Source organism: Arthrobacter sp. NPDC058130 (assembly GCF_042884475.1).
Taxonomy (GTDB): Bacteria; Actinomycetota; Actinomycetes; order Actinomycetales; family Micrococcaceae; genus Arthrobacter.
On record NZ_JBHVTV010000002.1, the window covers coordinates 1 to 23,029 of the forward strand.

General features: G+C 65.7%; 20 protein-coding genes. 9 read left to right on the forward strand and 11 right to left on the reverse strand.

Going from position 1 to position 23,029, the window contains the following annotated elements; translation table 11 throughout:
- Positions 1–284: 284 nt before the first annotated feature.
- The 3 genes from ACFVTM_RS04100 to ACFVTM_RS04110 form a co-directional block, all read right to left on the reverse strand.
- Complete coding sequence (locus ACFVTM_RS04100; RefSeq protein WP_390202122.1) at positions 285–431, reverse strand: lmo0937 family membrane protein; 147 nt, start codon at positions 429–431, stop codon at positions 285–287.
- A gap of 414 nt (positions 432–845) precedes the next feature.
- Positions 846–1,169 carry a hypothetical protein gene (locus ACFVTM_RS04105; RefSeq protein ID WP_390202123.1) on the reverse strand — a complete coding sequence of 108 codons (324 nt, stop codon included), beginning with the start codon at positions 1,167–1,169 and terminating at the stop codon, positions 846–848.
- Between the two features lie 632 nt (positions 1,170–1,801).
- Positions 1,802–2,290 (reverse strand): MarR family winged helix-turn-helix transcriptional regulator, encoded by a 489-nt coding sequence (locus tag ACFVTM_RS04110; protein WP_390202124.1) that lies wholly within the window; start codon positions 2,288–2,290, stop codon positions 1,802–1,804.
- A 434-nt stretch (positions 2,291–2,724) separates the two neighbouring features.
- Between ACFVTM_RS04110 and ACFVTM_RS04115 the strand changes: the two genes are divergently transcribed.
- The 4 genes from ACFVTM_RS04115 to ACFVTM_RS04130 all read left to right on the forward strand — a co-directional run bounded on the left by ACFVTM_RS04115 (position 2,725) and on the right by ACFVTM_RS04130 (position 5,706).
- The gene (locus tag ACFVTM_RS04115; RefSeq protein WP_390202125.1) at positions 2,725–3,432 is read left to right on the forward strand and encodes a hypothetical protein; all 708 of its coding nucleotides are present in this window, start codon (positions 2,725–2,727) and stop codon (positions 3,430–3,432) included.
- Positions 3,433–3,440: 8 nt separating this feature from the next.
- Positions 3,441–3,842 carry a phage holin family protein gene (locus ACFVTM_RS04120; protein WP_390202126.1) on the forward strand — a complete coding sequence of 134 codons (402 nt, stop codon included), beginning with the start codon at positions 3,441–3,443 and terminating at the stop codon, positions 3,840–3,842.
- A gap of 18 nt (positions 3,843–3,860) precedes the next feature.
- On the forward strand, positions 3,861–4,469 hold the full coding sequence (locus tag ACFVTM_RS04125; RefSeq protein WP_390202127.1) for a DUF3618 domain-containing protein: 609 nt from the start codon (positions 3,861–3,863) through the stop codon (positions 4,467–4,469).
- An 82-nt stretch (positions 4,470–4,551) separates the two neighbouring features.
- Positions 4,552–5,706, forward strand: a complete 1,155-nt coding sequence (locus ACFVTM_RS04130; RefSeq protein ID WP_390202128.1) for a YihY/virulence factor BrkB family protein — start codon at positions 4,552–4,554, stop codon at positions 5,704–5,706.
- Between the two features lie 149 nt (positions 5,707–5,855).
- Here the strand turns inward: ACFVTM_RS04130 and ACFVTM_RS04135 are convergent, their stop codons facing one another.
- The 5 genes from ACFVTM_RS04135 to ACFVTM_RS04155 all read right to left on the reverse strand — a co-directional run bounded on the left by ACFVTM_RS04135 (position 5,856) and on the right by ACFVTM_RS04155 (position 11,091).
- Entirely contained in the window at positions 5,856–6,593 is a 738-nt protein-coding gene (locus ACFVTM_RS04135; protein ID WP_390202129.1) for a glycosyltransferase, read from the reverse strand.
- A 74-nt stretch (positions 6,594–6,667) separates the two neighbouring features.
- Positions 6,668–8,113 (reverse strand): PIG-L family deacetylase, encoded by a 1,446-nt coding sequence (locus ACFVTM_RS04140; protein ID WP_390202130.1) that lies wholly within the window; start codon positions 8,111–8,113, stop codon positions 6,668–6,670.
- Positions 8,107–9,219 (reverse strand): acyl-CoA dehydrogenase family protein, encoded by a 1,113-nt coding sequence (locus ACFVTM_RS04145; RefSeq protein WP_390202795.1) that lies wholly within the window; start codon positions 9,217–9,219, stop codon positions 8,107–8,109. Before ACFVTM_RS04145 ends, ACFVTM_RS04140 begins: the two co-directional genes overlap by 7 nt.
- A 41-nt stretch (positions 9,220–9,260) precedes the next feature.
- Positions 9,261–9,740 (reverse strand): Dps family protein, encoded by a 480-nt coding sequence (locus tag ACFVTM_RS04150; RefSeq protein ID WP_390202131.1) that lies wholly within the window; start codon positions 9,738–9,740, stop codon positions 9,261–9,263.
- Between the two features lie 133 nt (positions 9,741–9,873).
- Entirely contained in the window at positions 9,874–11,091 is a 1,218-nt protein-coding gene (locus ACFVTM_RS04155) for a multidrug effflux MFS transporter (RefSeq protein WP_390202132.1), read from the reverse strand.
- 329 nt (positions 11,092–11,420) lie between these two features.
- Here ACFVTM_RS04155 and ACFVTM_RS04160 point away from each other — a divergent pair, with 329 nt between their 5' ends.
- Positions 11,421–12,452 carry an NADPH:quinone reductase gene (locus ACFVTM_RS04160; RefSeq protein ID WP_390202133.1) on the forward strand — a complete coding sequence of 344 codons (1,032 nt, stop codon included), beginning with the start codon at positions 11,421–11,423 and terminating at the stop codon, positions 12,450–12,452.
- 210 nt (positions 12,453–12,662) lie between these two features.
- Here ACFVTM_RS04160 and ACFVTM_RS04165 read toward each other — a convergent pair whose 3' ends face one another.
- Positions 12,663–13,145, reverse strand: coding sequence for a sensor histidine kinase (locus tag ACFVTM_RS04165; RefSeq protein WP_390202134.1), 483 nt, complete (start codon positions 13,143–13,145; stop codon positions 12,663–12,665).
- Positions 13,146–13,370: 225 nt separating this feature from the next.
- On the opposite strand from ACFVTM_RS04165, the gene ACFVTM_RS04170 reads away from it, so the two are divergent.
- Together ACFVTM_RS04170 and ACFVTM_RS04175 are read left to right on the forward strand one after the other, a co-directional pair.
- Positions 13,371–15,014, forward strand: coding sequence for an MFS transporter (locus ACFVTM_RS04170; RefSeq protein ID WP_390202135.1), 1,644 nt, complete (start codon positions 13,371–13,373; stop codon positions 15,012–15,014).
- A 276-nt stretch (positions 15,015–15,290) separates the two neighbouring features.
- Positions 15,291–16,727: a DUF2252 domain-containing protein gene (locus ACFVTM_RS04175; protein WP_390202136.1), complete on the forward strand. Its 1,437-nt coding sequence runs from the start codon at positions 15,291–15,293 to the stop codon at positions 16,725–16,727.
- Here ACFVTM_RS04175 and ACFVTM_RS04180 read toward each other — a convergent pair.
- The gene (locus ACFVTM_RS04180; protein WP_390202137.1) at positions 16,667–17,362 is read right to left on the reverse strand and encodes an alpha/beta fold hydrolase; all 696 of its coding nucleotides are present in this window, start codon (positions 17,360–17,362) and stop codon (positions 16,667–16,669) included. The genes ACFVTM_RS04175 and ACFVTM_RS04180 overlap by 61 nt on opposite strands.
- Positions 17,363–17,616: 254 nt before the next feature.
- On the opposite strand from ACFVTM_RS04180, the gene ACFVTM_RS04185 reads away from it, so the two are divergent.
- Together ACFVTM_RS04185 and ACFVTM_RS04190 are read left to right on the forward strand one after the other, a co-directional pair.
- Positions 17,617–19,548, forward strand: coding sequence for a glycoside hydrolase family 15 protein (locus ACFVTM_RS04185; RefSeq protein ID WP_390202138.1), 1,932 nt, complete (start codon positions 17,617–17,619; stop codon positions 19,546–19,548).
- A gap of 481 nt (positions 19,549–20,029) precedes the next feature.
- A complete protein-coding gene (locus tag ACFVTM_RS04190) occupies positions 20,030–21,307 on the forward strand; it encodes a flavin-containing monooxygenase (protein WP_390202139.1) in 1,278 nt (425 codons plus the stop codon).
- Positions 21,308–21,592: 285 nt separating this feature from the next.
- Here the strand turns inward: ACFVTM_RS04190 and ACFVTM_RS04195 are convergent, their stop codons facing one another.
- Positions 21,593–23,011, reverse strand: a complete 1,419-nt coding sequence (locus ACFVTM_RS04195) for an aspartate ammonia-lyase (protein WP_390202140.1) — start codon at positions 23,009–23,011, stop codon at positions 21,593–21,595.
- Positions 23,012–23,029: the final 18 nt, after the last annotated feature.

A 23,029-nucleotide genomic window follows, 5' to 3' on the forward strand; every position in this document is an offset into this window, starting at 1 on the left:
CCCTCGGGACCCCACAGTGGCCTCACCCGGGACGAAAGTCAAGGGCGGCAGAAATCCTCGCCGGACGCAGCGGGGAAGCGCCTGGCAGGCCCTCGAATCGAAGGAACACGCCCGGTAGGCCTGCACCTGTGGACCCAGATCGGTAAAACCCGTATGGCCCATGCCTGGCCGCCGTCGCGGTCGCCGTTGTGGTTTTGGCCAGGAACAATCGGGATCGGGAAGGGAGCACAGAAGGCACCGGCCCGACGAGCTCGGCAGACGCGGCGGCGCAATGCAGTTCGTGCTTACGCGCGGGACCTGCCGCGGATGAAGTGGAAGATCAGGACGACCACGGCAATAACCAACAGCAGGTGAATGAGTCCGCCGCCGATGCCGCCGAGCAAGCCGAGGAGCCAGAGAACAGCGATGATGATGGCTATCCAAAGCAACATGAGAGTCTCCCTTGTTTGTCTGCCGATGGTAAGGCTGATCTTACGCCCCGGCCGCTCTGCTATTTGTGGCGCACGGCAGAGGATGACACGGCCGTCAGAGGCGCTGCTGCAGGCCGGTGCCGGCAAGAATTCTCGTCGTGCCCACTCTCATCAGCCCGGGTGCCGCATCACTTACCCCGTCGCGATGTCGGTCCACGGCGGAGGTAGTACAGATCCGGTTCCAGCGGGCCTGATCCGGCGCCAGGGCGTGGGCGCCTAGACCTGCACGGGCGCCGGAGGAGGGCGACTGGGCCTGCCCCGGGCAGTTGCTCGTTCTACGGTTTAGCGGCGGTTCTTGTCGGGTTATTCGAAGTCGATGTGTGCGCGGGCTTTTGCGGCCGCCGGCGCCGCGGCCCGAAGCCGGCGGGAGGGGTGTCAGGCTGCCAGCTCCAGGGGGCCGGTGGACGCAGCGGTGATCGGTGGCAGGATGCTGAGCCTGCAGTCGGCCTGTGATGGATCGATGCTGAGGGGCAGGTGGTGGGTCAGGGCGCAGCCCAGAAGCTGCTCGAGGGCCTCGGGGTCGACACGGGCGCGTCGGATGTCTATTTCCAGATCCAAGCCGGTACGCAGATTGTTGGCCCGGTTTAGAACCATGTAGAGGGCCCGGATGTTTTCCGCCGTCACATGGCCCTGGGCCGAGACCTGGGCGCAGGCGTCCTCCACATCAACGCGGACAAGAATGCTGAATTTGTCAGTCACGACTCTTAACTGCCCTTCACGAGGCGGAGGCCGCGACGCTGCGGCCTCACCAAGAGTAAACATATAGTGTGATCTGCGCAACACCGAGGTCGAGTCTGGGGCTGGCGCCGCCCCGGAAGGTGGGCCTGTCCGGCTAGGCACCTCAGGGCAAATGCCGCTCAGCATGGCCGTCAGGTGCCGGGCCACCCGTCGCGTGGTTCCTTAGGTGCTTTGCTGGTCCGTGGGCGGACGCCTCCCCGGCACGTGTCGAGGGTCTGACTCAACTTCTCAGGGGCTGCATTGAGGCTGATCTAGGCGATAAGTTCGATAGAGCGTACGAGGGCAAGAGTGTTCAAGAATTGGCAAGGGCGCCGGTCGGTGCGCTCCAGAGCAGGGTGCCGCCGGTTACGTGGCGTGGCGGCCTGTACCGCTGGGAGCTGCAGGGAAATCTGACCACAGAACAGCTCCACATCATCGGCCAGCGTCGCCGTGAAACCGGAGAAAACCTCGGCCTGCATCTGCTGGAAGTACGCGCGAGAAACTGAGCATCCTGCCGGGCGCAGGTCCCTGCCCGGCCGGGGAGGGCCGCCCTGGCGAAGGTTCCGGGCGCCCCTGCCGGGCGCTCGATGGTGCGGGTCCCCGACCCGGGAGGCCTAAGTCTTGGGTGGTGCACGGTCGGGCTTGAGCACGGGAGCGGAGTTGGAGCCTGGAGACCGCTGTTGCGGAAGCTGGAAGAAATCCACAAACCGGGCGAGCTGTTCCGACAGGGTCTCCCACCCGTCGAAGTCCGCTGGCACGACCGCAGTCTCCGCATGGCGGGCCGCCTGGAGGGCGGCATTTCCGGCCTCGGTAATACGCACGTGAAACTGCCGCCGGTCAGCCGGGTTCCGTGTCCGGGTGACAAGCCCCCCGTCTTCCAGCCGGGCGAGGACGCGACCCAAAGTCTGGCTTTGAACATGGACCTTGGCCGCGAGCTGTTCCTGGTTCATGGGGTGCGGTGCCACCGCTTCGAGGGCGATGACGGCGGCGCGCGTCAGTCCCAGCGGTGCCAGCGCATTGTCCTGAAGACGCTGGACTATACGGGCCGCGGCGGTCAGAAGGCGGTAGCCTTCCCGGGCATCGGGCTCGCGGGCGCTGATCACGAAGAACGCCTTCCTGCTTGGGGGCAACGAAGATCGCGCGGACACGGGCGGTGCTGAGATGGCCGACGCTGTTCCCACACCCTACGCATGCCGCACAGTACTTTGGCAAGCATGCTTAGTAATTTTGCAGAGGCACGCCGCCGGGTCGCCGGCGCCCTCCGGCATTGAGTCGGCCTTCTTTCGGCAAACCCTTGCAAAACAAACAGGAAGCGTGCTTACTATCTAATTAGTAACCGTGCTTACTAATTTCATCCGGTACCGCTGACCCATTATCCGAAGCGGGCCCTTTCTGAAAGAGAGCAACGATGACAGAGAACCCATGGAGCCAGGCAACACCCCGAGTCGCAACGGACGAATACGCTGGCGTCGGGGCGGTCCCCCCAGCGCGTGTGGAAGGCTCTTCCTCGAAGCAGGAGGCAGCGAAGGATGAGGCGGTGGAGGTAAAGCGCCAGGCTACTGACGCGGCTCAAGACGTTGCGGAGACGGCCAAGACGGAGGCGGGCAACGTAGCGGCCGAGGTCAAGACCAATGCCCGGGACCTGCTCTATCAGGCCAAGTCTGATCTCACCGAGCAGGCGGGAACCCAGCAGCAGAAGGTCGCCGAGGGCCTGCGCTCCGTTGCGAGCGAGTTGCATTCCATGGCCTCTGCCTCCGATCAGCCCGGCGTGGCCACAGACTTGGTGCGTCAAGCCGCCGAGCGATCCTCCGCTGTAGCGTCCTGGCTCGATCAACGGGACCCGGGTTCGCTGCTGTCCGAGGTGAAATCCTTCGCCCGCCAGCGTCCGGGAACGTTCCTGCTGCTTGCGGCCGGGGCCGGCGTGCTGGCCGGACGGCTCAGCCGCAGCCTGAGCGCCGGAGCCCCCGACACTGCCGGCGCCACGGCTACCAGTACGCCCGCTGTCAACCGAATCCCCGACACCGGGATAGCGGTACCACCGCCGCCGGTACAGATGCCGGCTCCGGACACGACGAGGGCCGGCTTCGCGAAAACCTACCCTCCGAATCCGCTGGACTCCGAGTTGGGCGCGACTGATCCGCTCCAGGACTCCGGGGCAGGCCGCCGGGCCGCGCCGGCGACGAGCGAGCCGCAGGAGCCGGTTGATCCGCTGCGCGACGACCCGTTTGGCGGTGGCCGTCGATGAGTAGCGAAATGCCTCCCAATGCTGCCCATGCGAAGGCCGAAACCTCCTCCCTGGGTGACCTTCTGGGTGAGGTCACGCGGGACATGTCCACCCTGATGCGTCAGGAGGTGGAACTGGCCAAGGCCGAACTCAAGCAGTCCGCCACCCGCGCCGGAAAGGGCGGCGGCATGCTGGCCGGCGCCGGCGTCGCGGGCCACTTCGTGCTTCTGTTCCTATCTGTAGCGCTCTGGTGGGGGCTGGGGGCCCTTATGGGGCTGGCCTGGTCCGGCGTTGTTGTTGCCATTATCTGGGCAATTGTCGCCGCTGTCCTGGCAACCTTGGGCCGTAAGGAACTCAACGCGATCAAGGGCATGCCGCAGACCGCAGAGACCCTGCAGGAAATCCCGCCAACACTTAAACCCAACTCCTAAATCCAGCGAGGAAACACGATGAGTGAAAACCCGGATGTCATCCGAGCAGATATTGAAGCAACCCGCGCCCGACTGGGCACTAATGTGGACGCCGTCGCTGACAAGGTCACGCCGTCGCACGTAGTTCAGCGGCAGACTGACAAGGTCAAAGAGAACGTCAAGGACGCCGTGTTCGGAGTGAAGGAGAAAGTGATGGGAGTCGCCGAGGACACTGCGGAAAACGTCCACCACGCCACCGGCAGCGCGGGCGCGCACGTGGGTGACGCAGGTGCCGCCGTCGGGGCCGCACCGGCGCGGCTGAAGACCAAGACCCAGGGAAACCCATTGGCTGCCGGGCTGATCGCGTTCGGCGCGGGCCTGTTGGTGTCCTCCCTTATCCCGGCCAGTCAGAGGGAGCGGGAAGCCGCTGATGCGCTCAAGACGGCCGCCGAGCCGGTCACCACGGAGCTGACCGAGGCCGCAAAGCACGTGGCTGAGGGGCTCAAGGCACCCGCCCAAGAGGCCCTGGAGAATGTCAAGGCCACCGCCGCTGATGCCACTGACCATGTGAAGGCTGAAGGCCAGGTCGCGGTGGAGGACGTCAAGGATCGGACCGCCGAGGCCAAGGACAACGTTCAGCAGGCCTGAGGCCGCATCTTAACACGGCCGGCTGCCCTCGCTGATGTGTTGGGCGGCCGGCCTCGTGCCTTAACCCCAAGAAGGATTTTTCATGGCCAAGAACCCTGCCAAGGCAGAGAATGACCCCATGACGGACGCTGAAACGGATGAGAGCAGCACCGCCAAAGCCCGGACGGCGCCCGCCCCGGAGGACTCCCGCAAACCGGACAGCCCCACCGACGTCACCAGGCCCTCCTGGAAGTACATCGTCAGGAAGACCCTGCGTGAATTCACGAAGGACCAATGCCCGGATCTCGCTGCAGCCCTGACCTACTATTCTGTGCTCTCCATTTTCCCGGCGCTGTTGGCCATCGTGTCATTGCTGGGCATATTCGGACAGGCCGGGAAAAGCACATCCGCGCTTCTGGAGATCCTCCACGGTTTCGCGCCTCCCGATACTGTGAACGCCATCCGCCAGCCGGTCGAGCAGCTCAGTAGCTCCCCGGCTGCCGGGTTTACATTGGTGATCGGCATTCTCACCGCCCTCTGGTCAGCTTCGGGTTATGTCGGGGCGTTCGGCCGGGCCATGAACAGGGTCTACGAAATCGATGAGGGCCGGCCGTTTATTAAACTTCGGGGCACCATGCTGGTGGTCACCATTGCCACTGTGCTGATCGTTCTCGTGCTTTCAGCCATGCTCGTCCTGAGCGGGCCGGTGGCCGAGGCTGTTGGCAGCGCCATCGGCCTGGGCGGGGCCGTTCTGACGGCGTGGAACATTCTCAAGTGGCCGGTGATCCTGTTGCTCGTGATCCTTGCGATCGCGATCCTCTACTACGCCACCCCGAACGTAAAGCAGCCCAAGTTCCGTTGGATGAGCCTGGGTTCCGCAATTGCCTTGGGGATCTTCCTGCTTGCGTCCTTGGCCTTCGCCTTCTACGTGGCCAATTTCAACAGCTACGAAAAGACCTATGGTGCAATCGGCGGCGTCATCATCTCACTGCTGTGGCTCTGGATCCTGAACATGTCACTGCTGTTCGGCGCGGAGTTCGACGCCGAAATGGAACGCGGCCGCCAACTCCAGGCCGGCATCGAGGCTGAAGAGACCATCCAGTTGCCACCGCGGGACACGAAACAGAGCGACAAGCTCCAGGCCCGCGAAGAAGCGGACATCCGCCGCGGACGCGACCTGCGCGAACAGCAAGGGAATCAGCGTGACGCGCAGGAACACATCAACCACAGAGAAGCCGGCCGAGGTGGCGGCGCGTAACGTGTGACGCTGGCCGCGCCGCGGTCCCGGGTCATGCCTCTGACGGCAAGTCGCAGCCCCGACAAGGAGTGCGTGCCGACCTGCCGTGGGATGGCGGGCCCGCGCCTGCGGATAACGGGGCACAGCTGAAGGCAACGGGGTCGAGCTGGTCAAAGGTCTTTGGCGTTCAGCAGGCCTGCTGCGGCGGGCAGTTCCCTTCCGAGGGCTCGGAGGTATGCTCCGAACCCTTGTGGTGCGCGGGCGTGCGTGCGCCCGGACGTCACGACCCGGACAGAGTCCGTAGCTACCACGGCAAAGTTGTGCCGGCGAAGGCGTTCCGCGAGGGTCCGGTCCTCGTGCGCATGGAGCCGTGGAAACCCCCCGACGGCGAGGTAGGCGGACGCCCTGACGCCAAAATTGGCGCCGTAAATGTGCGGGTGGTCCTCGCGGAACGGGTGCAGCGCCAGCCAGCGGCGCAGGATCAGCGGGTCCATTCCAGCGGGGTCCGGTTCCACGGACCCCAGAATGACGTCGGTCCCGGCGTCGGCCAGTTCAACCTGGCGCACCAGCCAGTGCACCGGAACGGCGGAGTCGGCATCGGTATTGGCCAGCCAGATGCGGCCGGTGGTGAGGTTGGAAGCAGGGTTGGAAGCGGTCGAGGTCAGGGCGGCCCTGGCCCCGACCGCCCGGCTGGCGCCGATGCTGCGCAGCCGGACATCTACCGCCGACAACCGTGGGTCGGCAGACACATGCGCGGCCGTGATTCCTGCCGACCCATCGGTGCAGCTGTCCAGCACCACCGTGACGGAGGTCGTCACGTCAGGATGACTCCGCTCCAACGCGTCGGCGGCCGCGCGTAGGGCGGCCAGCGCACGGTGGAGGTGCTGGTCCTCGTTGTGGGCCGGCATGACCACCGCTACCCGACCGACTCTTGGCCGCGAGGGAAGGGCATCTCCTGGCGAGCGGTTCGGCGCGGGTTCGGTCATGCTGTCGGGCTTCCGGGTCCACGGTCCGTTTCCCGGACCCACGCCTGCTCGCGGATTTCTGCGGGTCGTCGGTCTGCAGGCGGGGCCTGTTCCGGGGCCATCAATACTTCAAGGACGAAGTCTTTCTCGCGGTGGAGTGCCGCTGTGGGCCAGCGGAGTTGCCCGCGGGCAAGTTCATGGACCGTGTCCCCGTCGAGTTCCCAGCCTTCCACCGGATGCCGCCAGTGGCAGAGGAGCAGGGTCCCGCCGGGTTTCATGGACGCTTGCACGCGTGTGAACAGCCCGGCCAGTTCGCCGGGAGTCAGGTAATAGCCCATCTCGGAGACTGCGACGAGGTCGAAAGTTCCTTCGGGCCAGTCGTGCGGAACGGTGAGATGCCGCGTTTGCGCGGCGGCGTGGCCGGACAATCGTTTCGTCGCCTGGTCGAGCGCGGTGCTGCTGGCATCGACTGCCAGGAATTGCCCGCAGCGCTGGGCAAGGTCCGCGCTGAGCGTCCCGGTGGAACACCCAACTTCCAGCCCGGAGCCGTAGTTTTCCGCCGGCAGGATGGCCAGTGTCAGTGCCCGTTTGCGTATTTCGTACCAGCTCGTGGCATAGCCCCACGGGTCCTCGTTCCGGTTGTGGACGGCGTCGAAGATCCGCTCGGCGTCATCGGCGCCATTGGTCCCGCTGGCGGGCGCGTGCCATGCGAACGTTTCCCACGGGCGGGAAAAGTGCTCGAGGAAACTCCCGGCCAGCAGCACTTCGTCGCCGGGCTGCGCTGACAGCGCTGCCGTCTGCGAGCCATGGGCCCGCATCGCCGAGGCCTTGGCGCCCTGCTGCTCGGGTGTCAGCGGCACGCGAACCCATGACCGCCAGGCGGTGTCTTCGGGCACGGCCCACAGCCAGTACCAGACGGGGTATTCGAGCAGCCCGTGACCGCCGGCTGCGGCAGCCTCGGCCGCCACCGAACCCAGGGCGTCGTGGTCTGTGTGCCCGTCGGAGCGGTACGGTGCCACGATGACCACGTGGTTGGCCGGGCGGCCTGAGGCCGCAATCGAGTCCCGGACCGCTGCAACGATGCTGTCACGTCGCCCGGCCAGCCGGCCGTCCGGCAGGTGCAGGAACCGCCAGGGGGAGCCGGGTGCCAGCTCATGTATTGCGGCATCGAATTCGCCGAGCCGCACGGCGGCCAGCTGTTCCGGCGTCGTGGTCCTGGATTCCGGGTGGGATGCTTCCCCAGCGGTACAGAGCAGCACCTCAATGCCGGCCCCCGCGGCGTGCAACATGGAGAGCAATCCTCCGGCGCCCAGGGTTTCATCATCCGGATGTGCCGCCAGCACTATGAACGTCATGGCTGCCAGCTCGGCCGTACTGAGGGGAAGCTCCGGGAGGAGGGGCAGCCCGCTGGCCTCCCATTCGGTCTCGGCAGTGCCGGTATCCGCGTGCGAGAAGGTCACCATGAGCGGTCCCCGTTCAGGGTCAGGGCGCCAAGCTGGGCGTCGTCCCGCATGGCGTGGTGCTGGCGGACGTAGAGCGACAGGTCCGCCATCCGTTTTCCGTATGGTTCGTTGAAAGCCAGGGGGCCGGGCCCCAGGTTCTGGGCCACCATGGTCTGGATGCGTTCGACGGCGGCGGCAACGGCGCCGCGCACGCGGAGCGCCTCGCTCCACGCACCGGCGCCGGACAGCTCCCCGCCGTCAATCCGCTCCGCTGTCCGCGCGAAGTATCCCGTCAGGGATGCGATGATCCGGTCCGTTTCGCCAAGGTGGGCCAAGGCAATCTGATCCGGTTCGCGCCCGCCCTCAGCGGCCTTTTCCAGTGCGAAGCTAAAGTCACGTGCCACGGCAACGGCCCCGCCCAGCCAACAGGCAGCCACGCCCATGCCGCCCCACGCGAAGCCCGGCCGTTCGACGTACCAGCCCGGACCTCCCACCGGCACGGCACGGACACCCTCAAAGTGCACGGTCCCGCTGGGGATTTCCCGCAGGCCGCGGCTGGACCACCGCGGCGTTTCGCAGGCGACCCCCGGGTCATGGAGATTGACGGCGAAGGCCGCGCGGGCGCCTGTCCCCGGATCCCCGGAGTTTCCCCGTCCAAGACGTGCAGTCAGGACAGCTCCGTCGAGTTGCGCAGCAAGCGAACACCACGGCTTGGATCCGTTCAGGACGTAACGGCCGGCGCCGTCCGCCGCCGCGTTGAGTTGCAGCCCGGCCCCTTCGGCGGCGAACACACCCCAGGCTCCGTTCGCCGCGTCGGGGGCCGGGCCAAGCACCTCCGACCAGGAGCCGGACCGGGCCCCGGTTCCGGCGCCTGAACGCGCCTGCGTGAGGATGGCGACGGCGTCAAAGTGCGGTTCGAGCACCCGTCCGGCCGCAACATCCACGGCTGTCACGGATGCCAGCAGTTCCCACAAGTGGGCGGTGTCGCCGGCGCCGGGCCGCGGAGCTTCCTGCCCGATACTCTGCGCCAGTGCCAGCAGCGCCGGGATATCTCCTACGGCGTCGCGCACCGATTCAAGTAGCGGGACTGTTGCTTCAAGCCGGCCGGGCGCCGAACTGATCCGCACCGGGCGCGGTCGGGGCTCCACTCCCTCTGCCGTTCTGTCCGTCAGCCGTGCTCGGGCGCGGTGACAGGGGCTGACGCGGTCATGGTTTCGGCGTTCACCATCCAGGTCAGCTGTTCCAGCCGCGAGATGCCGGCGTGGAGCAGGTCAGCGCTGGTGGGATCCTCTTCGTCGACCTCGTCGTGGACGTCACGCATTGTCTTAACGGTGCGCTCCAAGCGCGCAGTAATCAGCTTGACCGCGTCCTTGGTGGAGATGAGCCCGTCGGGGAACTGCTCCAGCCTGGTCTCCGCGGAGAGCGCGGCGCTCCGGCCATCCGGGAGCGCGTGCAGCGCACGCATACGCTCGGCGGTCTCGTCCGCGAACAGCCTGACGCTGGTGACAATTTCGTCCAACTGCAGGTGGAGATCGCGGAAGTTGGTACCCACGATGTTCCAGTGCGCCTGCTTGCCCTGGAGATGCAGTTCGATCAGGTCAGTAAGGACCCTCTGGAGATTTCGGGCAAGGGTCGGTGAAGCTTTCATTACTTCCTCCAGTGCAGACAAACCGGACGGGAACGTCCGGCGGTTTCATTCTAAGCACACTTAGCATCATGGCGAGTCTGGGTCCAAGGGAAGACACTTGGATAGTTGGCGCACCCCATGGGTAGGTGTCGGTTCACGCCGCCGTCGTGCGCGCCCTTATGAGCGGAAGGCAGGCCGCTGCCGCCGTGATGGACACTGCCGTGACAATGCCGAAGGGGAGCGCGTTGTCTGCCCCGGCGATGCCCACCAGCGGTGCGGCCACGCCGCCGAAGGAGAACCTGGCCAGGCCGAGCAGCGACGACGCGGTTCCGGCGATGTCCGGATAGCCCCGCAGAGCCAGCGAGGTCGCGGACGGGCTCGCCGCCGCAACACCGCTAACCATCGTGAAGAGTGACACGATGAGCGCAGCAAGGGGCAGGTGCAGGAGCGCGGTGATGAGCAGGCCAAGGGAACCGGCCATCGCCATCGCCAGCCCGATGACCAGCATTGCCCGCTCGGACCACCGTTCGGCCAGCCGGCCGCCCAGGAAACCAAAGATCACGAAGCCCAGGGAGTTCAGGCCGAAAGCGAAGGAGTAGCCCTGCGGGGAGAGCCCGTAGATGCCTTGGAGAACGAACGTGGCACCGCTGAGGTAGGCGAAGATCGCAGAGTATGTAAAGCCGGTGATCAGCACCGCGCCTACGAACACGCGGTCCGCCAGCAGGCGACGGAAGTCCTGCAGGGTGTGGGCAATCCCGCCTGCCGTCCGCTCCCGAACCGGAAGTGTCTCCTTGAAGATCATCAGGCAGGCCACCAGAATTGCCACGCCGACGCCCGCCAGAAAGAGAAAGACGCCGCGCCAGTCGGTGACGGCGGCCAGCTGGCCGCCAATGACCGGACCAACGATGGCGGCCAGTCCGCCGAGCACCGTCAGGCGGCCGTAGAAGCGGAGGAGTTTCGCTCCTTCGTACACGTCCCGCCCGGCTGCCTGCGCAATCACGATGCCCACCGCGCCGGCCAGGCCCTGGACGAACCTGGCGGCGATCAGCGTTTCGACTGTGGGGCTCACGGCACAGAGAACGGATGTGGCTGTATAGGCGCCGACGCCGATCAGCAGGGGAAGCCGGCGGCCGAAGCGGTCTGACAGGGGACCGGCAATGACCTGGCCGATGGCCAGGCCGAGCAGGCACGCTGTGATGGTCAGCTGCGCCGTCGACGTGGAGCTTCCAAGCTCCACCGTCAGGGCAGGCAGTACTGGCAAATACAGGTCCATGGAAATCGGACCAAAGATGGTCAGCAGGCCAAGGACAATTGCCAGCGGCCGTCCGACTGCCTGTTCTCGCGTGGTCACCGGGGCGTCGGTCGCAGTCACGCTGCCTCCGTTCAAGGGGTACGGGCTCCCGCCAGTTCGACGGCGGAAATGGGATGTGTTTCCACCTAACCAGCGTTTTCCAGCGCTGTGGGAGTCCCTGCTGGTACCCCTTCCGGGAGGGACTCCCACCCGACATCCGCCGACCAGTTCAGCAGTCTCCTGCGCCATCCGCTCAACGAGGCTGGCATCGGATCCCTGTTCATGCCTCCGAGGCACTGGGAGCGCGAATGCCCGGATCAGCATCGCAAATCCTCTGGATTACGCGACGGCCCGCATCTGCTCCCGTGTCCGGCGGGAATTTTCGGTCCCGGCCGGCGTTAGGTCTGGGTATGAAAGCAATCGTGTACCGTGCCACCGGCGATCCGTCTGTTCTCGAGCTCGTCGACCGCGAGATCCGCGAGCCGGGGCGCGGGGAGGCGCGCATACGGATCACGGTATCCGCGGTGAACCCCACCGACTGGAAGTCGCGCCGCGGCGCCAAACCGGGCGCGCCTTTGCCCTTCGCGGAGGTCGTGCCGAACCAAGACGGCGCCGGAGTGGTGGACGCCGTCGGACCCGGCGTCGAGCACCTCCACGTCGGTGATCGGGTCTGGCTGGCCTTGGCCGCCTACCAGCGCGCCGACGGCGGGACGGCGCAGGAGTTCGCCGTCCTGCCGGCCGAGCGGGTCTTTCCGTTGCCGGAGAACGCCGGGTTCGACCTCGGCGCAAGCCTGGGCGTTCCCGCGATCACCGCCCACCGGGCCCTGACCATCGCCGAGGACGGCCCGCGGCGGCTGCACCCGGGAGCCTTGGACGGCAAGGTGGTTCTCGTCGCTGGAGGGGCAGGCGCCGTGGGCCATGCGGCGATCCAGCTCGCCAAGTGGGCCGGCGCCGTTGTGATCACGACCGTGAGCGGACCGGCGAAGGCTGCGCTGGCCGCGGCCGCCGGTGCCGATCACGTCATCAATTACCGGGAAACCCACGCGGCAGCGGAGATCCGCCGGATCGCCCCCGATGGCGTCGACCAAATCGTGGAGCTGGCACCCGCGCAAAACGCGGAACTCGACCTGGCAGTGATCCGCAACCGCGGCTCCATCGCGGTCTATGCCAACAACGGCGGCGATCAGGTGAGCCTGGACGTGCGCAGGCACTTCAGCCTCAACGTCCGCTACCAGTTCGTGCTGCTCTACACCGTTGGCATGGCGGCGGTGCACGCCGCCGCCGAGGACATCAATGCGGCCATCAACGACGGCGCCCTTCCGGTGGGAGAGGCCGCAGGCCTGCCGCTGCATCGCTTTGACCTGGCTGAAACGGCTGCGGCCCACGCGGCAGTGGAAGAAAGCATCGTCGGCAAAGTGCTGATCGATGTGTCAGCGGGCTAGACGATAGCGCTTCGGGAGCCCCGTGGGGATCATCACGCCGGGCAGCAAAATGAACAAGCTTCCGCCGGGTCGGGGCGTTCGAAGCTTCCTGTGCCGCGCCCGGCCGCCGGTCACCACGCACATGAGACCAAGCCGCTGAAGCCGCCGAGGAATGCAGGCCACATTGTCGTGTTCCAGCTGAGCTTGGAGAGAGAGCGGTGCAGCGGACCGTTAGTCCAGAGGCAGTGTTATCGTCACGCAGGTTCCCGCGGCGGCGGACGAATTGATGATCATCTCGCCGCCAGCGAGGACGACGGCCACTTGCATGAGGCGCAGTCCCATGCCAGTGTGCCGACCAACCATGGCGGCCGGCACGTCGAAACCACGGCCGTCGTCGACCACTTTGAGCTGTACGCCGTGGCTCATGCCACGAGTGACACAGCCCAGCCGGACCGTCACAGCTGATGCCTGGGCGAACTTGTAGACGTTGCTGAGGAGCTCCTGCGCCGCTCGGTACAGAAGCGTCGCGGTTTGCCGGTCTACTTCCATCCTGTGGTGCGGAGTCTCCAGATGCACCACAGTTCCGCTCTCGCGGAGGGGAAGCGTCAAGCGGTCAATTGCACCGGTCACGCCAAGGGCATGGAAGTCGACTGGGTGTGTATCGGTGAAGACGCCACGTACGGCGACGACTTCGTCGCTTAGCAGTGATTTCATACTCTTACAGTGCGCTTGTGTGGTTGGCATTTTCTTGTGCCGCGCCGAGGCCATTGAACCTTGATTCGGTATTCCAGGCCGGCACCTCGGATTCCCCATTTTCAGTGCCGGTGAGTATGTCAACCTGATTGAGGACCACCGAGCGCGCTTGACAGTCCATCACGGTGGGCGGACCATGACGGTCATGCGCGCAACGACCAAAGGCACGCTAAAGAACCCGGAACCATGAGTGCCGGGGCGCCGACAGCGGCACGGACTGGATCCGGACTTGTCCTGGCCGTGCTGGCGTCCGGCCAGTTCCTGATGACGCTCGACAGCTCGGTGATGAACGTTTCGATGGCCACGGTGGCCGCGGACCTGGGCACGTCGATTACCGGCATCCAAACGGCCATCACCCTTTACACACTCGTCATGGCGTCCCTGATGATCACTGGCGGCAAGGTCGGAACCATCATGGGCCGGCGACGCGCGTTCGCCCTCGGCCTGATCATCTATGGCGCCGGTTCGCTGACCACGGCGCTGGCGCCCAACCTTGGGGTCTTGCTTCTGGGCTGGTCCCTCTTAGAGGGCACCGGCGCAGCCCTGATCATGCCGGCGATCGTCGCGCTGGTTGCGGCCAACTTCCCGCCCGAGCGCCGGGCCGCAGCTTACGGGCTGGTGGCCGCGGCAGGAGCCATGGCGATCGCTGCGGGCCCGCTCATCGGCGGCGCAGTGACCACCTTTGCATCCTGGCGGTATGTCTTCGTCGGTGAGGCCGTCATTGTCGTGGTCATCCTGCTGGTCTCGCGGAAGGTCGAAGACGTTCCACCGTCCAAGGTCCGGCTGGACCTGCTGGGGTCCGCCCTGTCGATACTGGGACTCGGCATGTTTGTGTACGGTGTTTTGCGCTCGGGCGAGTGGGGCTGGGTGCAGTCCAAGCCCGGTGCGCCGACCGTTGTGGGCCTGTCCCCCGTTATCTGGCTGCTGGTCGGCGGGCTGCTTGTCCTCTATGCCTTCCTGCGGCGGACCTCGCATTTGGCCTCAGTTGGCGGTGATCCGCTGATCGATCCCGGACTGCTCCAGAACCCGCGCCTCACCGGCGGCCTCAGCGTCTTCTTCGCTCAATTCCTCGTGCAGGCCGGGGTGTTCTTCACCATCCCGCTCTTCCTGTCGGTGGTGTTGGAGTTGAGCGCGCTGGAGACCGGGATACGGATCTTTCCGCTGTCCGTGGCGCTGATACTGGCCGCTGCCGGAATTCCCAAAGCCTGGCCGCGCGCCAACCCGCGCCGCGTAGTCCGGTTGGGGCTGATACTGATGATCGTCGGTATCCTCATCCTGGTGGCAGGAATGGCCCCGGGTGCGAATGCGGCCATTGTCGCCATCCCGATGCTGTTGATGGGGTTCGGAATGGGGGCGCTGTCCTCGCAGCTGGGCGCCATCACGGTCTCCGCAGTGCCGGACTCTCAGAGCGCGGAGGTCGGCGGACTGCAGAACACGGCCACCAACCTCGGGGCCTCCCTTGGAACGGCCCTGATCGGTTCAGTTCTCATCGCGACCTTGAGCACTTCGGTTATGGCCGGCATCCAGGACAATCCCGCCGTTCCAAGCTCCGTCCAGGCGCAGGCCTCGGTCCAACTGGCCAGCGGTGTCCCATTCATTTCCGACACACAGCTCCAAGCCGCGCTGGACAACGCCGGAGTCGGTCAGGCGACGGCCGATGCCATCATGTCCGTCAACGCCAGCTCCCGCTCCGATGCCCTACGGGCTGCACTTGCCCTGACCGCACTGCTTACGATCGCCGCACTGTTCCTCACCGGACGCCTCCCCGAAAAGGCCGTCGGAGCGCCCGACGACTCCACGAACGGTGGGCAGCCCGCCGAGCCCGGTTAGGCTTCGCTGCCCCACCGGGACGATCGTTGTTTCCGCATGCGCGGTTCCACGGGGGGCGCCGTGAGTGAGCCAACCGATCCGAAAAGGAAGCTGTGCGCGCCTTCGCCGGGCGGTATCGTCGGCCCTCAGGCAACCCCCAGGCGGCGCCTGAGCGGGAGCCGGACCCTTCAGCAGCGCGTTGACGATTGGCGCCGCCGGGGGCCAGAATCGCAGCAGGGAACGACGCCGCACCTGATGCCAGTGCCCGTTCCAGGTTTCAGAGGGGAGATCCCGATCATGGCCGAGACCAGAGACAAGCACCGAAGCGTCGAGGAACGTGTCGCGGAGGGCAAGGCCCACCGGAAGAAGACGCCCCTCTCCAGCCACACCGGTTGGATCCCGGCTCCCGGCCGCCCCGATCCGGTCGCGCTCCTCGAGGAACAGAACCTCACGCGGGAACAGGATCTCGTGCCGGTGCGCCACGGCCGGATGCTGGTCTCCCCGTTCACGTTCTACCGAGGTGCCGCCAAAATCATGGCGGCCGACCTGAAGGACACGCCGCGGGCCGGACTGATTGTCCAATTGTGTGGCGACGCCCACCTGTCCAACTTCGGGGTCTTCGCCTCGCCAGAGCGAAACCTGCTGTTCGACCTGAACGACTTCGACGAGACACTCCCGGGGCCGTTCGAGTATGACGTCAAACGGATGGCCGCCAGCTTCACGATCGCGGCACGGAACAACGGATTCACCAAGGACGAAACACGCGACGCGACACTCACCGCCGTTCGGGCCTACCGCGAAGCGATGGCCCAGTTCGCACAAATGCGCACCCTGGACATTTGGTACGCCCGGCTGGCCGAAGAACAGTTTGTTGCAGCCATCGACATCGCCGCGGGAACACAGAAGGGCAAGGCGCGGAAGAAGGCAGCCCGACGCATGGCAAAGACGGCCCGCCAGAACGTCGCGAAGGCCCACACCCGGGACAGCCTGCAAGCACTGTCCAAGCTCGCCGAGCGCGTCGACGGGAAGTACCGGATTGTCAGTCAACCACCAATCGTCATTCCCGTCCGGGAAATGGGAAATATGTACGGTATGTCTGGCGATGAGGTTCAGAACGCGGTTCGTGAACAGCTCCGGTCCTACCTGGCCACCCTGCCGGATGACAGGCGACACCTGCTCGAACAATTCGAGGTCATCGACGTCGCCCGCAAGGTCGTGGGCGTCGGCAGCGTCGGCACACGGGCGGCCATCGCCCTGCTTCAGGGACGCGATCAACAGGATCCACTGTTCCTCCAGGTCAAGGAGGCCACGACGTCAGTGCTTGAGGACCACTTGCCGAAGAGCAAGTTCGAGCAGCCGGGCGAGCGCGTGGTGCAGGGGCAGCGGATGATGCAGGCCGCAAGCGACATCTTCCTGGGGTGGACCAAAGGCGTGCAGGACAACCGCTACCTGTACTGGCGGCAACTGCGTGACATGAAGGGCTCAGCCATTGTGGAAGCGATGCAGCCACCCGCCATGAACTTCTATGCCGGCACCTGCGGCTGGACGCTGGCGCGGGCGCACGCCCGGTCGGGTGACTCGGTTGCGATCGCCGCCTATCTCGGCAAGAGCGACAAGTTCGACCGTTCCATCACTGATTTCTCCGGGCGTTACGCGGACCAGAACGACAAGGACTACCAGGCCTTCGCCGACGCGGTTGGGACAGGTCGCCTGACAGCAACAGAGGGCCTCTGATTCCGGATGACGCCGGGTAGATAGTTACTCCGCTCCGCTGTTGTGGTGATGGATGGCAGCAGATCGCGCAGCACCGGATTCTGCTTGGGGCAGGTCCGCACAAACCGCGCCGACTCGGCGAAGCGCCCGAGGTCGTAGGCGCTCACGTAGTCCTCGTGGACCCCCGGCTCGCTGGCGCTCGGGGCGGGCAGCTCGACCGCGTGGCCGATATTCGTTCTGGCGTCGAGGGCGCGCACGTCATCCAGGGTCGGCGCCTCGATGATCTCCTTCAGCGCGCCTCCAGCGTCGATGGGAAAGCGGACCGCGCCGCCGCCGATGGTCAGGCTCGTGACCCGTTCCGGGGCCTTCGCAGCAAGGAAAAGTGCCGCGGCCGTGCCAACGTCCGGGCCGACGACGTGCGGAACACCCAGTCCCCATTCATCGATCAGCCGGGCCAGGAAAGCTCCGGAGCCGTCCGGGGCGATCAACTCCGGGCGGCCATCTGAGTGGCCGAATCCCGGCATGTCGATGGCACCACCCCCCCGAATTGCCGCCACGCGGATCCAGATGCGGCGGAAGGCCCAAAGGCTTTCCGGCCGCGGCGCCAGCAGCAGCATGGTGGTGTCCGAATCTGCCCTGTTGTCCGCGAAGCTCACCCGGACCCCGTCACAGACTCGGTAGTACGTGCTGATCGTCGAACCCGCGCCGGCAGCCATCTGAGAACTCCGTTCGTTGAATCCGCTATCGGCCGGATCGCCCACCTGATCTGTCCCGCCACGCTGCATGGAGCGATCGCTCTCGCAGTTCTAGACCCACCGCTCACAAGGCTGCGTTGACCCATGGGTTTGTCGTTGCTCTGGGCGCGGCATTCAGCATTCCCGCTTCCTGCCAGGGGGAGCATACTGGGGTAGTGAGGATCGATGCCGGATCAGGGACTCAGGGGAGGCGGCGGCCCGGGGCAGGCACGAGTCCGTACCCGCCGATCGCCGACTATGGGTTTTTGTCTGACTGTGAGGCCACCTGCTTGATCGCCTCGAGCGGTCAGGTGGAGTGGATGTGCGTGCCGCGTCACGACTCTCCGAGCGTGTTCTCCACTATGCTGGACCGCGCCGCGGGTGGCTTCAAGGTGGCGCCGTACGGCGTCCGGGAGCCCACTGCGCGCCGCTATCTCCCCGGCAGTCTGATCCTGGAGACCACCTGGCAGACCAGGACTGGATGGCTGATCGTGAGGGATGCCCTGGTGATGGGTCCGTGGCACCACACCGAAGAGAGAGCCGGCCGATACCGCCGCCCGCCGACGAACTACGAGGCCGAGCATTGCCTGCTGCGCACCGTCCGGTGCGTCAACGGTGCAGTAGAGCTGTCCGTGCTGTGCGAGCCGGTCTTCGGCTACGGCCAGCGCCGGGCACGGTGGGAGTTCTCCGGTCCCGGATACGGGGAGGTCGTGACCGTCGGCGGCGATGAGGGGGATCCGGTGCTGCGGCTGACCACCGACCGCCGGCTGGGCATCGAGGACTCCATCGCGGTCATCCGCAGCCGGATGACCGAGGGCGAGCAGGCGTTCATCGCGCTCTCCTGGGGGTCGCTGCCCCCGCCGCGGACATGGGAGGAAGCCACGGGCAAGCAGTGGCAGACCACCGAGTTCTGGAGGCAATGGATCACCGGCGGCGAGTTCCCTGACCACCCGTGGCGGGAGGCGCTGCAGCGCAGCGCACTGACGTTGAAGGGCCTCACGTACGCTCCGACCGGGGCTCTGGTCGCGGCGCCTACCACGTCGCTGCCGGAGGCGCCCGGGGGAGAGCGGAACTGGGACTACCGGTATACGTGGGTGCGCGATTCCACGTTCGCGCTGTGGGCCCTGTACACGCTCGGCCTGGACCGGGAAGCGGACGACTTCTTCGCGTTCATCCGAGACGTCGCCGCCGAGGATGACCTGCAGATCATGTACGGCATCGACGGCGAAAGGGACCTTCCCGAGGTCACTGTCGAGGGGCTCGGCGGCTACGACGGCGCCCACCCCGTCCGGATCGGCAACGCCGCCGCCCGCCAGCGGCAGCTCGATGTCTGGGGCACCATGCTGGACTCTGTCTACCTGCACGCCAAATCCCGCGACCAGCTCCCCGAGCCACTCTGGCCGGTCCTGCTGCGCCAGGTCGAGCAGGCCGCCGCCCACTGGCGGGACGCCGACCACGGCATCTGGGAAGTCCGTGGCGAACCGAAGCACTTCACCTCATCAAAGCTCATGTGCTGGGTGGCCCTGGATCGTGGGGCCCGGCTGGCACGCCTGCACGGTCAGGCTGATTACGCCCGGAAGTGGGACACCATCGCCGAAGAAATCCATGAGGACATCTGCCGCAATGGCGTCGACGACCGGGGTGTGTTCGTCCAGTCCTACGGCACGACGAACCTCGATGCCTCGCTTCTGCTTGTCCCGCTCGTCCGGTTCCTGCCCGCCAACGATCCCCGCGTGCGCGCGACCGTCCTGGCCATCGCCGATGAGCTCACCCGGGACGGGCTCGTCCTGCGGTATCGGCCGGAGCAGACCGACGACGGACTCGCCGGGGAGGAAGGGACGTTCACAACCTGTTCGTTCTGGCTCGTTTCGGCCCTTGTCGAGATCGGAGAACTGGTGCGCGCCAAGGCACTGTGCGAACGGCTGCTGTCCCTCGCCAGTCCCTTGGGCCTCTACGCCGAGGAGCTGGATCCGGTGAGCGGCCGGCACCTTGGCAACTACCCACAGGCGTTCACCCACCTGGCCCTCATCAACGCGCTGGTGCACCTCATCCGCGCCGAAGAAACCAACCGCGCGGCGCAGTTCGCCCCGGCCCACCGCAATACCTGACAGCAGAGCCCGGTTTCGGTTCGCGGGGAACCTTGGGGTTTTAGCGGCCTTGACGCCAGTCTAGGTGGGAAGCGCAACCAATGATCTGCGGGGGCGGGTGCAATTGCCGAGCCTGACGGCGACTGTGAGGACCCGAGAACACTCGACGAGAACACCGAGGGGTGAGCAGAAGCCCTGGAAGCCCTCCGCCGCTATTCGACTAAGACGCCGGCAAGCCCGCCTCGCCGAGAAGCGCCCGCCTCCTGACCGGTATCCATGACCCAGACGAGAGCATCAAAATTTCAGATGTGATTCTCCTGTTTTATGAGCTATGCAGATGCACTTGCCTCAAGTGAAAATGGATCATCCGTCACTTATGAGGACCACAGCAGCCGCGATGCCAGCAGGAATTCCCAAAGAAGGGATCGGCTGTGCGCATGACTTTCAATGGTCGTGCGCGCGGAGGAGCGCTGTGGCATTTTGCTGAATTTAGGAGATCGACATGATTAGCCAAGAGGTTGAGGTCCTCGTCGTAGGCGCAGGTCAAGCAGGGGTTGCGATGAGCGAGCATCTGAGCGGACGCGGGATATCGCATCTGGTCCTGGAACGGCACCGTATCGCCGAGCGCTGGCGCACCATGCGGTGGGACTCCCTGGTTGCGAACGGGCCGGCGTGGCATGACCGCTTTCCGGGCTTGGAATTCAGCGACGTTGAGCCGGGGGCGTTTCCGTCGAAGGAGCAGGTGGCGGACTACTTCGTTGCCTATGCAGAGAAGATTGGTGCACCGATCCGCTGCGGTGTGGAGGTGACATCCGTGCGCAGGAAAGTCGGTGCACCCGGATTCCACGTGCAGACATCGGACGGGAACTTCGACGCACGGTACGTCGTGGCAGCAACGGGGCCGTTCCAGCGGCCGGTGATTCCCGCCGTCGTTCCCGAAGCTGCCGACCTCGTGCAAATCCACTCGAGCTCCTACCGGAACCCGGCCCAGCTTCCGGAAGGCGCCGTTCTTGTCGTCGGTGCCGGGTCCTCTGGTGTGCAGATTGCCGCCGAAATCCAGCGCTCGGGTCGGCAGGTCTTCCTCTCGGTCGGTCCGCACGACCGGCCCCCGCGGAGCTATCGCGGACGCGACTTTTGCTGGTGGCTCGGGGTGCTCGGCATGTGGGACGCTTCCACGCCCGCGGCAGGTGCGGAGCACGTCACCATCGCGGTGAGCGGTGCAGACGGCGGCCACACCGTCGACTTCCGGACCCTCGCCGAGAGCGGCATCAAGCTCGTGGGCCGGACCGAAGCGTTCCAGGACGGAACCATGCGCTTCGCCGAGGATCTCCGTACCAACATCGCGAACGGCGACGCTCACTACCTGGAGCTCCTCGACGAAGCTGACGCGTACATCGAGCGCAACGGCCTTGATCTCCCCGAGGAATCTGGTGCCCGCACCCTGGGGCCCGATCCGGAGAGCGTCACTGACCCCATCCTGGAGCTCGACCTCGCCGGTGCCGGAGTTGCCTCGATCGTCTGGGCCACCGGCTTCGCCGTCGACTACAGCTGGCTGCAAGTGGACGCCTTCGACGAGAAGGGCAAGCCGCGGCAGCAACGCGGAGTCTCTACCGAGCCTGGCGTCTACTTCCTCGGGCTGCCGTGGCAGTCACGCCGCGGATCCAGCTTCATCTGGGGCGTGTGGCACGACGCCAAGTACGTTGCTGACCAGATCGCCGTCCAACGGAGCTATCTGGCCCATAACGAGCAGGACGCCCTGGTGACCAGCGGCGCGTTGTGATGCCGCCGGCATAGGGGGATCCAGCCCAACGAACAGCGAAAGGGGACCATGCCACGGTGGCATGGTCCCCTTTCGCTGTCGCTGTCGCTGTCGCTGTCGCTGTCGCTGTTGCTGTTGCTGTTGCTGTTGCTGTTGCTGTTGCTGTTGCTGCTTGCTCCGTGCGGGGATGCCGGCCGGGTTAAGGGACCCCGGCATAGGGGGAGTCCGGCAGGAAGCAACACAGAAAAGGGCCCGTTGGGTGGAAACAATTCCACACAACGGGCCCTTATAAGGTGCCGCCCGACGTTAGCCCAACCCGGCCAACGACCTGGCCGAAAGAGCATCCTCCATCCTCTGCCGGTCCAGCAGTCCACGCTCCGTCACGAGGTCCGCAATGCCCCGATGTGAAGCAAGAGCCTCCTTGGCCAGCTCGGCCGCGGCGGCATAGCCGATCAAGGGAGCCAAGCCGGTGACGACGCTGATCGAATCAAGCATGCGCTGCTGCAGCATTTGCGTGTTAGCCGTGATGCCGTCCACGCAGTGGGTCCGAAGCTGGCGGCAGGCGACGGTCAGCCAGGAGATCGACTCAAGCAGGGAGTCAGCGATGACTGGCTCGAAGGCGTTGAGCTGGAGCTGGCCAGCCTCCACAGCCATGGTCACGGTGGCGTCGGCGCCGATGACGCGGAAGGCAACCTGGTTGACCATCTCGGGGATCACCGGGTTGACCTTGCCGGGCATAATGGACGACCCCGCTTGCACGGCGGGGAGGAAGATCTCCGCGAAGCCCGTCTGCGGACCGGAGGAAAGCAATCGAAGGTCGTTGCAGATCTTGGAGAGCTTCACGGCCGCCCTTTTGAGCACACCGGACACGAGCAAAAAGACGCCGGTGTCGCTGGTGGCTTCCACAAGGTTGGTCGCGGAGGTCAGCTGCAGGCCTGTGACCGAATTCAGTTCACTGATGACGGCGTCCCGGTATCCCGGGGGAGCGGTGATGCCGGTACCTATGGCTGTGGCCCCAAGGTTGGATTCCCGCAGATGCGGAAGGAGCTCGAGGAGCCTGTGCCCGTCCTCGCGCAGGGTTTCGGCAAATGCCCCGAACTCCTGGCCCATGGACATGGGTACTGCATCCTGGAGTTGGGTGCGGCCGACCTTGATGATGCCGGCGAACTCCGCTGCTTTGGCGTCGAAGGCGTCGATCAGCCTGCTGTGCTCGGCGCAGAACTCCGAGATTTCCCGTTGCAGTGCGATCTTGATGGCCGTCGGATAGACGTCGTTGGTCGACTGGCTGCGGTTGACGTCATCAATGGGGTGCAGCGCAGCGTAGTCGCCCTTGTAGTGGCCCATTATTTCCAGGGCGCGGTTCGCAATCACCTCATTGGCGTTCATGTTGGTGCTTGTCCCCGCGCCGCCCTGGATGGTGTCGACGACGAACTGGTCGTCCAAGAGCCCATCCATGACCTCACGGGAAGCCCTTTGGATGGCATCCGACTTGCGGGGCTCCAGGAGGCCCAGGTTTTCGTTGGCACGGGCTGCTGCATACTTCACAGCACCGAGGCCCCACATCAGGGAGCGCAAGGTGCCGATGGTTCGTCCGCTGACGGGGAAGTTGTCTACCGCCCGCAGGGTACTGACGCCCCAGTAGGCATCCGTGGGGACATCAGCGTCCCCGAGACTGTCGTGCTCCCGCCGCGATCCCGCCACGGGAGTGGGAATTTGATCTGTCATGGTCCTGTTCCGTAGAAG

What these genes read in the sequence shown, in the direction of transcription:
- ACFVTM_RS04100 (WP_390202122.1), bottom strand. Translation starts at nt 431, where the DNA reads ATGTTGCTTTGGATAGCCATCATCATCGCTGTTCTCTGGCTCCTCGGC.
- ACFVTM_RS04120 (WP_390202126.1), top strand. Translation starts at nt 3,441, where the DNA reads ATGCCTCCCAATGCTGCCCATGCGAAGGCCGAAACCTCCTCCCTGGGT.
- ACFVTM_RS04125 (WP_390202127.1), top strand. Translation starts at nt 3,861, where the DNA reads ATGAGTGAAAACCCGGATGTCATCCGAGCAGATATTGAAGCAACCCGC.
- ACFVTM_RS04130 (WP_390202128.1), top strand. Translation starts at nt 4,552, where the DNA reads ATGGCCAAGAACCCTGCCAAGGCAGAGAATGACCCCATGACGGACGCT.
- ACFVTM_RS04135 (WP_390202129.1), bottom strand. Translation starts at nt 6,593, where the DNA reads ATGCCGGCCCACAACGAGGACCAGCACCTCCACCGTGCGCTGGCCGCC.
- ACFVTM_RS04140 (WP_390202130.1), bottom strand. Translation starts at nt 8,113, where the DNA reads ATGGTGACCTTCTCGCACGCGGATACCGGCACTGCCGAGACCGAATGG.
- ACFVTM_RS04150 (WP_390202131.1), bottom strand. Translation starts at nt 9,740, where the DNA reads ATGAAAGCTTCACCGACCCTTGCCCGAAATCTCCAGAGGGTCCTTACT.
- ACFVTM_RS04160 (WP_390202133.1), top strand. Translation starts at nt 11,421, where the DNA reads ATGAAAGCAATCGTGTACCGTGCCACCGGCGATCCGTCTGTTCTCGAG.
- ACFVTM_RS04165 (WP_390202134.1), bottom strand. Translation starts at nt 13,145, where the DNA reads ATGAAATCACTGCTAAGCGACGAAGTCGTCGCCGTACGTGGCGTCTTC.
- ACFVTM_RS04170 (WP_390202135.1), top strand. Translation starts at nt 13,371, where the DNA reads ATGAGTGCCGGGGCGCCGACAGCGGCACGGACTGGATCCGGACTTGTC.
- ACFVTM_RS04175 (WP_390202136.1), top strand. Translation starts at nt 15,291, where the DNA reads ATGGCCGAGACCAGAGACAAGCACCGAAGCGTCGAGGAACGTGTCGCG.
- ACFVTM_RS04190 (WP_390202139.1), top strand. Translation starts at nt 20,030, where the DNA reads ATGATTAGCCAAGAGGTTGAGGTCCTCGTCGTAGGCGCAGGTCAAGCA.
- ACFVTM_RS04195 (WP_390202140.1), bottom strand. Translation starts at nt 23,011, where the DNA reads ATGACAGATCAAATTCCCACTCCCGTGGCGGGATCGCGGCGGGAGCAC.